General features: G+C 69.5%; 11 protein-coding genes. 7 read left to right on the plus strand and 4 right to left on the minus strand.

The window, feature by feature from the left end:
• Window positions 1–12: 12 nt before the first annotated feature.
• Complete coding sequence (locus tag ACFWY9_RS12890; protein WP_378338926.1) at window positions 13–843, minus strand: hypothetical protein; 831 nt, start codon at window positions 841–843, stop codon at window positions 13–15.
• Window positions 844–1,212: 369 nt separating this feature from the next.
• On the opposite strand from ACFWY9_RS12890, the gene ACFWY9_RS12895 reads away from it, so the two are divergent.
• The 5 genes from ACFWY9_RS12895 to ACFWY9_RS12915 all read left to right on the plus strand — a co-directional run bounded on the left by ACFWY9_RS12895 (window position 1,213) and on the right by ACFWY9_RS12915 (window position 7,463).
• Window positions 1,213–2,481 (plus strand): XRE family transcriptional regulator, encoded by a 1,269-nt coding sequence (locus ACFWY9_RS12895; RefSeq protein ID WP_378338927.1) that lies wholly within the window; start codon window positions 1,213–1,215, stop codon window positions 2,479–2,481.
• 744 nt (window positions 2,482–3,225) lie between these two features.
• The gene (locus ACFWY9_RS12900) at window positions 3,226–4,446 is read left to right on the plus strand and encodes a DUF222 domain-containing protein (RefSeq protein WP_378338956.1); all 1,221 of its coding nucleotides are present in this window, start codon (window positions 3,226–3,228) and stop codon (window positions 4,444–4,446) included.
• A gap of 157 nt (window positions 4,447–4,603) precedes the next feature.
• A complete protein-coding gene (locus ACFWY9_RS12905; protein WP_378326132.1) occupies window positions 4,604–5,407 on the plus strand; it encodes an SDR family oxidoreductase in 804 nt (267 codons plus the stop codon).
• A 121-nt stretch (window positions 5,408–5,528) separates the two neighbouring features.
• Entirely contained in the window at window positions 5,529–6,419 is an 891-nt protein-coding gene (locus tag ACFWY9_RS12910; RefSeq protein ID WP_378338928.1) for a helix-turn-helix transcriptional regulator, read from the plus strand.
• 210 nt (window positions 6,420–6,629) lie between these two features.
• Complete coding sequence (locus ACFWY9_RS12915) at window positions 6,630–7,463, plus strand: helix-turn-helix transcriptional regulator (protein WP_378338929.1); 834 nt, start codon at window positions 6,630–6,632, stop codon at window positions 7,461–7,463.
• Between the two features lie 34 nt (window positions 7,464–7,497).
• Here ACFWY9_RS12915 and ACFWY9_RS12920 read toward each other — a convergent pair whose 3' ends face one another.
• Genes ACFWY9_RS12920 through ACFWY9_RS12930 form a run of 3 tightly spaced genes read right to left on the minus strand, consistent with a single transcriptional unit; the run spans window position 7,498 to window position 10,585 of the window.
• Window positions 7,498–9,054, minus strand: coding sequence for an acyl-CoA carboxylase subunit beta (locus tag ACFWY9_RS12920; protein WP_378338930.1), 1,557 nt, complete (start codon window positions 9,052–9,054; stop codon window positions 7,498–7,500).
• Window positions 9,051–9,836 carry an SDR family oxidoreductase gene (locus ACFWY9_RS12925; RefSeq protein WP_378338931.1) on the minus strand — a complete coding sequence of 262 codons (786 nt, stop codon included), beginning with the start codon at window positions 9,834–9,836 and terminating at the stop codon, window positions 9,051–9,053. The genes ACFWY9_RS12920 and ACFWY9_RS12925 overlap by 4 nt, the downstream gene beginning before the upstream one ends.
• The gene (locus ACFWY9_RS12930; protein ID WP_378326137.1) at window positions 9,833–10,585 is read right to left on the minus strand and encodes an SDR family oxidoreductase; all 753 of its coding nucleotides are present in this window, start codon (window positions 10,583–10,585) and stop codon (window positions 9,833–9,835) included. The genes ACFWY9_RS12925 and ACFWY9_RS12930 overlap by 4 nt, the downstream gene beginning before the upstream one ends.
• A gap of 157 nt (window positions 10,586–10,742) precedes the next feature.
• Here ACFWY9_RS12930 and ACFWY9_RS12935 point away from each other — a divergent pair, with 157 nt between their 5' ends.
• Window positions 10,743–11,558, plus strand: a complete 816-nt coding sequence (locus tag ACFWY9_RS12935) for a class I SAM-dependent methyltransferase (RefSeq protein WP_378338932.1) — start codon at window positions 10,743–10,745, stop codon at window positions 11,556–11,558.
• 116 nt (window positions 11,559–11,674) lie between these two features.
• Window positions 11,675–12,163, plus strand: a complete 489-nt coding sequence (locus tag ACFWY9_RS12940) for a hypothetical protein (RefSeq protein ID WP_378338933.1) — start codon at window positions 11,675–11,677, stop codon at window positions 12,161–12,163.
• The last annotated feature ends 15 nt before the right edge of the window (window positions 12,164–12,178 follow it).

Here is a 12,178-nt window from a genome sequence, read left to right on the forward strand (position 1 = left end):
CCGCCACGCGTCCTACGGAGCCTCGGACTTCGGCGGCGCGGCCGGTGCCTGGTGCAGCGAAAGCGCTTGCCCCGCCTCGGAATCCGGGGCCCAGCTGCCGGACTCCGCGGTCCAGGTCTGCCCGGCGAAACTCACCTTGTCGACACCGAGCTGGGCGGCGCGGCCGACCAGCCAGCTCGCGATCTTCCAGCCCTCGGGCACCGGGTGTGCCCCGCTCAGCCTGCCGGTGCCGAGTTCCCCGGTCGCCACCGCGGCGAGGTCCGCGGGCGGGGCGAGGGTGAGGTTGCGGCAGGTGAGCGCGGCCGGGTACTGGCCGTTGAACGCCGCCGCCATAAGCCGTGACTGCGGTTCCCACTGGGCGTAGGCCTCGGGCACGCCGGAGAGCTGGACGGCCTGCGCCGCCTCGGTGATCGGCAGGTTTTCCCAGTTCGGCAGCTTCGCGAGCTTCTTGTAGAACGCCGTCGCCGCGTACACCGGGTCACGCAGCTGAGCGGGTGTACCCCAGCCCTGGCTCGGACGCTGCTGGAAGAGCCCGACCGAGTCCCGGTCACCGCCCTCGAGGTTGCGCAGCTTCGACTCCTGCAACGCCGTGGCCAGCGCGACCGTCCCCGCGTGCGCGGGCATCCCCAGCTTGACGCCGACGGCCGCGATCGTCGCCGCGTTCCCCATCTGCTCCGGGGTGAACGTGTACGACGACTGGGCGCCGTTGTCGCCGGGCCTGCTCACCGTGCATCCCGGCGTGGCGACCGTGTCCCGCGTGAGCGCGACGCCGATGACGATCGCCGCGACCACCACCACGACGACGCCGAAAGCAATCGCCAGCTTCAGACCACAACCCCGCAAGCCGTCCCCGCCCTCACCCGTTCGTCCCAGTCTGTCCCTATTGTGGACGTCGCGGGCGGGTGCAGGTTGCGACGGCTCGCGGTTCGGAAGTGTGACGGTCTTCGCAGGCGGTGCCCGGCACGCGTGGGGCGGCGAAACCCACCGCCCCACGCGACCGCCCCCAGCCCCCGGGTCACGGGGTGTCCCCCGACCAGCCCTACCCTGCCCCGGCGCCCGCCAGGCCGGGAGGGCGCCGAGCGGGGCGGAACGCCGGGAGGATCCGGGGAGGATTCCCGCGCGGCCTTGACATCCGCCGGTGGCCGTGATTGACATCGGGATCGGGGTACCTCACCGTGGGTGATGGTGTCACCGTCGACGGGGAGGTTGATCGTGACAACACCCAACACCCGGCTGCGGGCGGCCAGGGAGCGCACGCCCTCACCGCACCACCCCGGCGAATGCCTGTCCCGCCAGGAACTGGCCGATCGGGTCAACGCCCACCTGTGGGAAAGCCGCGCGCTGCGGACGGAGATCGACGCCGGGTACGTCGGCAAGCTCGAACGAGGCGTCATCCGCTGGCCCGGCGGTCACTACCGGGCGGCGTTCCGGGCAGTGCTGAACGCGGACACCGACGCCCAGCTCGGGTTCCGGAACACCCGGCGGGCCACCGCACCGCTGCCGGAGGGTGTCCCGGAACGGCTCGGCGCGTTCCCCGCCGCTGTTCCGCGTCCGGTGCCCGGCACGGTCCGCGACAGCCACCTCCGGGAGGTCGAAGGAGCCGCCGAGCTGTTCGGCCGCTGGGACCAGGTGCACGGCGGCTGGTCGATGCTCGAAGGCGCGCTGGCGCAGGCACGCTGGGCCACCCGCCTGGTCCGCGCGGACTGCCCGGGGCGGCTGCGCGGCCGGCTGTACCGGGGACTCGCGGACCTCGTGGGTACCTGCGCCTTCAAGCTCTTCGACAGCGGGGCGCACGAAGAGTCCTATCGCTACTTCCGGTTCGCGCTCGCCTGCGCCGAGGAAGCGGGCGACGGGCACCGACGGGCGAAGATCCTCGCTCGCCTGGTACGCCTGGCTTTGTGGACGGACCAGCCCGACCGGGCGCTCACCGTCGCCGAGTACGCCCTCGTCCGCGCCGACCGCCTGTCTCCGGCCAGGCAGGCCATGCTGCACGCCGCGCACGCCAAGGCGCTCGCCGCGAACCTGCGCGGGCAGGAGGCCCTTCGGGCGATCGGTGCCGCCGATGAGGCGTTCCACCAGGCACCGGACGACGACGCGGACACCCTGTGGGCGGATCTGTACACCGCCGCCCACCACGCCGGGGAGACCGGCGAGGCACTGGCGACGTTGCAGGCCAACGGGCTCGGCCGGTTCACCGACGACGCCCGGTTCGCCGTGGCCCGCACCGGTTTCGGCGCGCACTACCCGCGCGCCAGGGTGCTGGCCGAACTCCAGTTCGCGTCCTTGGTGATGGCGACCGGCGACCCGGTCGAAGCCGCGCTGGTCGGCACGGACGCCGTGGACAGCGCCGAGCTGATCAGCTCCGAGCGCGTCGGCAGCTTCCTGCGCGCCCTCGACCGGAACGCCGGACGGCACGACGGAATCCACGAGGTACGGGACCTCCGTGAACGCATCAGAGGAACGCTCGGCTCGCCAGGATGAGGGTGGACCGAGGGAGGTCACCCGTGCCGGAGCAGCCTGCCGAGTCCACTGTGGATGGTGTCGGTGCGGCTACCAGCACGCCGAGATCCGAGCCGCACAGCACTGGTCATCGGGGCGGACAAGCATTCGACGATCATGGACCGGAGCGATCGCCGTACGGTCAGCCTCTTCGGGGCCGCGGCGAGCGCCGTCGTACTGGGGACGGTCCCCCGACGGTTACGGCGTTCATGCCACGCACCTGGTCGCCGATGGTCAGTACGGCGATCTGATCGAGGTCCCCGGCGGTGGCACCCGGCTACCGGCCGGCTCGGCCTCCACGAAACCGGAAGACCGCTTCTTGCGCCGAGCGCAGATCCACCGCCGGCAACACGGCTCGCACGCCGTTTGTCCATGACGAGTTCCGCACTGGTCCACTGCGGCGATGTGCAGGTGAAGCCCGGGGAAGGCAACCGAAATCTGATCGGGCAGCGAAGGCTACGGCCGCACACCGCCCCTCGCGCTTCACCGCTCGATGGCCTGTCCAAGCCCCCTTCGCCGACCTCAAGAACCCCCACCGACGCCGGAGAATTCCCATATATCAACAAAGGAGCCGCCCAACGGTCCGCCTCCCATCTCCGCCGGGACAACGTCAGCCGTTCACGACCCTCAGCGAGTTCACTCGTTCGTGTCGAACACATGTTCTATCAGCTGCGGTATGATGGTGACGTGTCCGAGAACCTGTCCACCCTGGAACCGCCGCAGGACATGTGGCGGCGATCCGGTCGTGAACTCGCCGACGAGGTGCGTACCCGACTGGAGTCCCTGTGGCGCTTGGACGCCGAGCTTGGCCAGTACCTCATGGAGATCGAGACACGCGGTGTGTCCGAGCTGTACGGGTATGGGTCGACAGCGGCATGGTTCGCGCACATGGCACGAATGTCGCGGGGTGAAGCCAAAAAATACCTCGACCGCGCCCACGGACTGAACCCCGGCCGCAACATCGACGGTACCGAACTCCCCGCCACCGCACCAGCAACGCGTGCCGCCGCACTCGACGGTGAGATCGGCCCGCACCACAGCGACCGGATCCTCCACTTCCTCAAGAAGGTCCCCGCTTTTGTGTCCAATGAGGACAGAAGCAGCGCCGAGAAGATCCTCGTCGAACTCGCTCGCCACGCCACACCACAGGAAGTGGTCAAGGCCGCCGACGAGATCCTGGCACGGATGGACCAGGACGGGAAAGAACCAAAAGACCCGGACCCGCCGAAGCGGAAGCCCGAGTTACGGTTGCGGCAGCGGAAAGACGGCTGGTACGACATCGACGGCCAACTCGACCCCATCACCGGAACCCGCCTCAGCACCATCCTCGACCCCCTCGCCACACCACGGCCCGCCGGGGAAGACAAGTGGCCGGATCTGCGGTCGCCGTCCCAGCGGTACGGGGAAGCCTTCGGCGAAGCCATCGCGATACTGGCGAATGTTCCGGACGTGCCCGGGGGCGACCGCGCCCAACTCCTGGTCACGGTCACACTGGACGACCTGAAGTCGAAGCTGGGCACCGCGTGCCTGGACATGGTCAGCACCATCACCGCCACCGAAGCCCGCATACTCGCCTGCGACTGCCAGGTCATCCCGGCAGTATTGGGCACCAAAGGGGAACCGCTCGACCTCGGCAGAGCCAAACGACTCGTCACCCCAGCACTACGGAAAGCGCTGGTCATCCGGGACGGCGGCTGCGCCTTCCCCGGCTGTCACCGCAAGCCCCGACACTGCGACGCCCACCACATAACCCTGTGGACCCACGGCGGACTCACCATCCTCCGGAATCTCGTCCTGCTCTGCGGCGCCCACCACCGACTCCTCCACAAAGCCGACTGGACAGTCCGCATCGCCGAAGACGGACTCCCCGAATTCATCCCGCCAGATTACGTGGACCCGCTACGCAGCCCCAGAAGAAACATCCTCCATCGCCCCGTTCTCGGCTAATACGGATCTGTCAAACGAATGGGGATTGTGGCGGCGTGAGCCGGCGCACCAGGCAAGGGTGGCTCTCACAGTACCTGTATCGCCAGGGTCTCCCTGGCGTCCAGGACGCCTGTCAATCTGGTTGAGCCGGCTTCCATGACAGAACGGACGAAGACCAATGGCGGACAACCAGTTCACCACTCACGCAGACCTTTTCGATCTGAGTGGGAAGTACGCACTTGTCACTGGCGGCACCAGGGGCATCGGGATGATGATAGCGCGCGGCCTTCTGCAGGCGGGCGCCCGCGTCGTTGTCAGCTCACGCAAGGCAGACGCGTGCGCGGAGGCGCAGCGTCTGCTGTCCGAATTCGGCGACGTTCAAGCATTCCCCGCCGACCTGTCCAGGTACGACGAGTGCCAGCGCCTCGCCGATCTTGTCAAGGCCGGCTCGGAACGCCTGGACATCCTCGTCAACAACGCGGGAGCGATGTGGCGCGAGCCGCTGGAGACGTTCCCGGCCGAGGCCTGGGACGCGGTGATCGACCTCAACCTCAAGTCGCCGTTCTGGCTGGTGCAGGCGCTGCTGCCGGCACTGCGCAGGGCGGGCACCGCCGATGATCCCGCGCGGATCATCAACATCGGCAGTATCGCCGCCATCCACGTCGCCGAGGCGCCCAACTACTCCTACGCCAGCAGCAAAGCGGCACTCCATCAACTCACCAGGGTGCTTGCCAGGGAACTGGGCCCACAGCACGTCACGGTGAACGCGGTAGCCCCAGGAGTGTTCCCGTCGCAGATGATGGCGGCCACGATCGATGCCATCGGCGACACGATCGCGGCGAAGGCCCCTCTGCGCCGGCTCGGCCGCGACGACGACATGGCAGGCACCGCCGTCTTCCTCGCCAGCCGGGCCGGGTCCTACCTGACGGGCGCCGTTATCCCGGTCGACGGTGGCACCGCCACGACCGCATCAGGTACCTAGGCGTCGACGCAGGCCTTTTCCCGCTACGCCGCTGGGCGCCTGCCACGTGTGAGACGGTGCGTAGCCATGGGGGTACCAGCAGAACCTCCCTTCGCCCGCGTACAGGGCCTAGGGTCAGGGGGTGGCCACGATCGACCTGCGCACCGAGATCAAGGAATTCCTGAGCTCGCGTCGCGCGCGGATCACGCCCGAGCGGGCCGGACTGCCCGCCTACGGCGGCAACCGCCGGGTCAAAGGTCTGCGTCGCGAAGAGGTAGCTCTCCTGGCAGGGGTATCGGTCGACTACTACGTGCGTATGGAGCGCGGCAGCCTCGCCGGCGCCTCCGACGGGGTGCTCGACGCGTTGGCCTCCGCCTTGCACCTTGACGAGGCCGAGCGCGATCACCTGTTCCACCTTGCGCGGCAGTCCAGGACGCCCGGCGGTTCACGCCGCCCGCGACCCGCCGTGACGGTGCGTCCGGCACTTGAGCGGGTGCTCGACGCCATCACCGATGCGCCGGCGTGGATTTGCAACGGCCGTTATGACGTGCTGGCCATGAATCACCTTGCTCGTGCGCTGTATTCACCGGTGCTGGCCGACCCGCGGCGGCCGGCGAACACCGCGCGGTTCGTGTATTTGGATCCCGAGGCGGCAGAAACGTTCTTCGTCGACTATGACCGAATCGCCGGTGATGTGGCCGCGAAGCTACGCATGGAAGCCGGCCGCAATCCGCACGACGAGGAGCTGATCGCTCTGGTCGGTGAGTTGTCGACACGCAGTGAGCTGTTTCGGCGGCGGTGGGCGTCTCAGGACGTTCGGCTCCACCGGTCCGGACGCAAGCGTGTGCACCATCCGGTAGTGGGCCAGCTCGACCTGGACGTCGAGTCGATGGATCTGCCTGCCGATCCCGGCCTGCTCCTGATCGTCTACACCGCACCCGCCGGCACGGCGGCCGCGGACGGCCTGGCCCTATTGGCGTCGTGGGCAGCCGGTCAGGAGAGGCTGGCGACCGAGATTCAAGCACTCAGCTGATATTCCCACCAGCACGCCAAGGCGCGGCCACCCGGTTCACAGCCGGTCGAGGAACCACGCCGAGCCGCGGTGTAGTTGTCGATGTCAAGGTGGACCTCGACCGGTACCTGTGCTCCGCGCCCGTCCGCGCGTCAGCAGCGATGCTCGTGCAGGAGATGAGGGAAGGAACTTCCTGGGAACACCAGACCCACCCTGGCTGTTGGACAGATCATGACGACCCGCACCGTGGACACGACACAGGAGCTGGCCGCGTTCCTGCGGACCCGGCGCGAAAGCCTGGACCCCCGGGATTTCGGCCTCCCGTCGCACCGGCAGTCCCGGCGGACCCCGGGTTTGCGCCGTGAAGAGGTCGCCGAGCTGGCCGGGGTCAGCATCGACTACATCGTGCGGCTGGAACAGGGCCGAGGGCTGCGGCCCTCGGCGGACGTGGTGGAGGCGCTGGCCACCGCGCTGCGCCTGGCCCCCGGCGAACGCGCCTACCTCTTCGGCCTGACCCGGCAGCGCCCCCGCGGCACCGACAAGCCCGCCGCCGTCGCTGCGCCGCAGCTGACCCGGTTGGTCGCCGACCTGTCGCCGCTGCCCGCCATGGTGCTGAACCACCGCTACGACATCCTGGCCTGGAACGGCGAAATGACGAGGCTGCTCGTGGATTTCGACACCCTGCCGCCACAGCAGCGCAATGCGATGTGGCTGTGCCTGAGGCACCCGGAGATGCGGGAGTTCTACGTCGACCGCGAACGCGTCGTGCGAGAAGGCATCGCCCATCTGCGCGCCGCGTGGGCCGCGCATCCGGAGGATCAGGCGCTGACCGACCTCATCGCCGAATTCATGGCCCACGACGAGGAATTCGCGCGATTGTGGGCCGAGCGGGACGTCAAGGTCAACGGGCGGGGGCGCAAGGAGGTGCGGCATCCCGACGCCGGTGCGCTCGCACTGGATTTCGAAGTGCTCATGCCGCTTCAAGATCCGGACCAGCGGTTGGTGATCTACCGCGCCGCCGACGAGGAGAGCCAGGCGGCGCTGGACCGGTTACGCACGCGGTGAGGTAACAACTATCCGAAGCTCGCGCCGCGTTCTCTCAGGGCCGCATGCCGAAGGAGGGGCGGCCCAGTAGGCGAGGCAGGACGGCGTAGGCGTCGCGGACCCATTCGCACAGGCGCGGCCGGGTCTCCCGGGGATCGATGACGTCTTCGACGCCGAAGCGTTCGGCGGTGCGGAACGGGGAGCGCACCGCGTCCAGGCGGGTCCGGATCTCTTCGCGCAGGGCGGTCGGATCGGACGAGGCTTCCAACTCGGAGCGGTAGGCCGCTTCGAGACCACCTTCGACGGGCAGTGAGCCCCAGTCCCCCGAAGGCCAAGCCCAGCGGCGGACGAAACGGTGACGGTTGGTCATGCCCGCGCCGCCGACGCCGAACACGCGCCGCACGATGACTTCCGCCGTCGGTACGTGCGACTGGTAGACGGCGGTCACCGCGCGGGCGCCGTGCCGGATCGCGCCGGCGCGTTCACCGGCGAGGCCGATCACCATGCCCGCCTGATCGGTCAGGCTCACCAGCGGCAGGTGGAACGTCTCGCACAGGTCGACGAAGCGGGTCACCACGTCCGCGCCTTCGGGGGTGAGGGTGGCGCCGCGGAAGGGGTCGGTGGCCAGGACGCCGACGGGATGACCGTCCAAACGGGCCAGTCCGGCGAAGGCCGAGCCACCGGAGACGCTGTAGTCGAACACCGAACCGGCGTCGAACACCGCTTCCAGCAGGGGACGCAGGCGGTACGGGTGCCGGCGGTTGCGCGGCACCAGCGACAGCAACGACTCCTCGCGGCGGTCGACGTCATCGTCCGTTGTGGACACCGGAGGCAGCGAGTCCACAGAGGAGGGAAGGTAGCTCAGGAACTGCTTCAGCACGGTGAAAGCTTCGGCTTCGCTGCCGACGATCCGGTCGATCGCGCCACTCCGGCGATGTACCGCGGCTCCGCCCAGCTCCTCTTTGGACAGATCCTCGCCGGTGGCGTGCCGCACCACGGGCGGACCGGCGACGAACAGCTGCCCGGCGCCTTCGACGAGCACGCACAGATGGGACATCACCGCCCGCGCGGCGCCGAGCCCGGCGACCGGGCCCAGACACGCCGAGACCACGGGGACGGTGGAGAGGTTGTCCACCACCAGATCCCACCCCGGGTTCACCGGGACATACGTGAACCCGTTCTGCTCCAAGGTTTTCACGCTGCCACCGCCGCCGGTGCCCTCGATCAGCCGCACCATCGGCACGCGCAGCTCGTTGGCCAGCCGCTCGGCGTGGATCTGCTTCTCCGCGATCCCGGCGTCGCCCGCTCCCCCGCGCACGGTGAAGTCGTCACCGCCGACGCACACTCGCCTGCCGTCGATCCGCGCGGTGCCGTGGACGAAGTTGGCGGGGGTGAAGTCCTTCAGCGAGCCGGAATCGTCGTAGTGCCCGGTCCCGGCGAGCGCGCCGATCTCGTCGAAGCTGCCCGGGTCGACGAGCGCGGCGATCCGCTCGCGCACGGTGAGCCGTCCGGCCTCGTGCTGACGGGCGACCTTGTCCGGGCCGCCCATCCGCTCCGCAAGGGCCCTGCGCCGCGCGATCTCGTCGACTTCGGGCTGCCACTCCCCTGTCACGGGGACTCGCCGAGTGCCTGTTCGATCTTGCGCTGCAGCTTGTTCATCCCGCCGAGCCAGCGGTCCGGCTGCGTCGCGCGCGCGGCGTAGTAGCCGGCGACCTCCGGATGCGGCAGCACCAGGAAACGGTCCTCCTCGATGGCCTGGAACAACGCGTCGGCCACCTGAACCGGTTCGATCGCGGACGCACCCATGATGAGGTCGCCCGCCGGGCCGGTGTCCTCCAGCATCGCCGTGCGCACGCCCTGCGGGCACACCGCCTGCACCTTCAGGCCGCGATGCCGGTACGTCGCCGACAACCATTCCGCGAACGCGAGCGCGCCGTGCTTGCTCACCGCGTACGGCGCCGAGCCGAGAATCGTGAGCAGCCCGGCCGCGGACACCGTCGCGATGAAATGCCCTTTGCCGCGCTCCAGCCACGGCGGCATCAGCAATTTCGCCGCCCGCACATGCGCCATCACGTTGACGTCCCAGGCCCGTGCCCACACGTCCTCGGGAGTGTCCTCGCCGCCGTGCGGCGCGATCCCGGCATTCGCGCAGTAGACGTCGATCTCGCCGAGGGTTTCGCGGGCGCTCGCGATCAGCCGGGTGACGCCGTCCTCGGTCGCGACATCGCCGACGAACGCGGTGCCGCCCACCTCCTTGGCGACGTCCTCGGCCGCGCCGGCGTTGAGGTCGGCCACGACGACTCGCGCGCCCTCGGCGGCGAACCGCCGGGCCAGCGCGGCGCCGATGCCGCCTCCGCCGCCGGTGATGACGACACCCGCGCCGGAGAAGCTCACAGGCCACCGCCGAGCGTGATGCCGCCGTCGAGCACCAGGGTCTGGCCGGTGATCCAGCCCGCGTCCTCCGACAGCAGGAACGCGACCGCGCCGGCGACGTCCGACGGCACGCCGAGCCGCTTCAGCGGGTAGGCCGCCGCGACCTCCTCCTCACGGCCTTCGTAGAGCGCGGTGGCGAACTTCGTCTTCACCACGGCCGGGGCCACGGCGTTGACGCGGATGTCCGGCCCCAGCTCGACGCCGAGTTCCATGGTGAGGCGGATCAGCGCGGCCTTGCTGACGCCGTAGAGGCCGATACCCGGCGACGCGCGCAGGCCGCCGATCGAGGCGACGTTGACCACCGAGCCGCCGTGCTCGCCCATCCACGCGTCGCGGGCACGCTTGATCCAGGACAGCGGCGCGAGCACGTTGACGCCGAGGATCTTGGCCGCGGCCTCCGGCTCGGCGTCGAGCATCGGACCGTAGACCGGGTTGATCCCGGTGTTGTTGACCAGCATGTCCAGCCGCCCGAACGTCTCGATCGTCTTGGCGATCGCCTCGTCCTGGTGGGCGGTGTCGTCGGCCTTGCCGGGTACCGCGAGGGCGACGTCCTGGCCGCCCAGCTCGGCGACGGCGTCGGCCAGCGGCTCGGGCTTGCGCGCCGTGATGCACACCTTCGCCCCGCGCTCGACCAGCTCTTTCGCGATACCCAGTCCGATGCCCCGGCTGGCCCCGGTGACGATCGCGACGCGATCCTTGAACGAGTTCACTGCGGTGTGTCTCCTCATCTGCCCGGATGGCCAAGCGGAGGCTTGCGCCCGGCCGATCCTAACGGCGGCCGCCGCCCGCCTCAGCGTGACATACCGTCCGGTCGGTATCGACACCGCCCACTGAGACGTCGGCCACACCGGGCGTAAAATCGCCGACGTGGAAGACGCCGACCTCGTCGGAGTGCAGAAGACGCTCAGCCCGGTCCTCCGGGCCAAAGCACTGGACAACCGGCTGCCGGACCCGATCCTCGGCGACGAATACGCCGAGCAGGCGATGCGCCGGCTCGACCCCGGCTACGACAAGCGCGGATTCGGCACGAGCCAGCTGGGCCTCGCCGCCGTGGTACGCGCCAAGGCCCACGACGACTGGGCCCGGAGCTTCCTCGCCGATCATCCCGGCGCGGTCGTGCTGCATCTGGGTTGCGGCCTCGACGCCCGGGTGTACCGGATCGACCCGCCCGCCACCGTCGACTGGTACGACCTGGACTACCCCGCCATCATCGAACTGCGGCACCAGTTCCTGCCACCGCGAGAGCACTACACGCTGATCGGCTCCAGCGTCACCGACCTGACCTGGCTGGACCGCGTCCCCCACGGCAGGCCGGTGCTGATGATCGCCGAGGGGTTGGTGCCCTACCTGTCCGAGACCGACGTCCGGCGACTGCTGACCGGCGTCGTCGACGCCTTTCCCACCGGCCAGCTGCAGTTCGACACGGTGTCGGTCTGGGCGTGGCGCACCTCGAAATGGGATCCCACCCTGCGCAGATACGGCACCCGGTTCCACTGCGGCTTCGCCGATCCGGCAGCACTGGCCGATTGGCACCCCCGGCTCGAATACGTCGACGAGGCGCCGATGAACGACTCGCCGGTCCTGATGGCCAAGGCGCCCGCGAACGTGCGCCGCCTGTACCGCCTCATGAACCTGTTGCCGGGCATGAAACGGTCCAGCCGCATCGTGCGGTTCCGGTTCTGACGCACCGAGCTGATCGACGTTCCCCGCGGACCGGGCGCTTATCGGTGATTGAACGCCTGTTGATCGCGCGCTCCTACGGTCCCGTTCACCTACGGACTCGAGGGGAACGCACCGCGATGCCTGGAACGACCACGCCCGAACTTCCCGACTTCTCCCCGCACACCGCGGAACCCCCTGCCGAACACCGGACCCTGGTGCCTCCCCCGCAGGTCAAGGTGTCGTTCTGGCTGCTGCTGCTCCAGGCCGGCTTCGCGCTGGGCACCGCGCTCCTGACGATCATCGGGATGTCGGCCGCGGACGCGGTGGCGCGCGCGACCGACGGGGCGGTGTCGGCGGGCGTGGCCGCCACGGCGATCGGCCTGGTCGCGGTCGTGTTCCTGGTGATCGGGCTGCTCACGCTGCTGATCGCGCTCAACGTGCGCGAGGGCCGGGGCTGGACCCGCGTCGTGCTGGTCGTGGTGTTCGTGCTCGCCCTCGCGGGGCAGGTGAACGGCGGACAGGATCTCGGCGGCTGGCTGACCGTCGCGTTCTCCTTCCTCTGCACCTGCCTGCTCTTCGCACCCGCGGCGAGCGCGTACTTCCAGGCCGTCAAACAGCGGCGGTAGCCGGGCCTGTCAGGG

This window comes from Amycolatopsis sp. NPDC059027, from assembly GCF_042739735.1.
In the GTDB taxonomy this organism is placed as follows: domain Bacteria; phylum Actinomycetota; class Actinomycetes; order Mycobacteriales; family Pseudonocardiaceae; genus Amycolatopsis.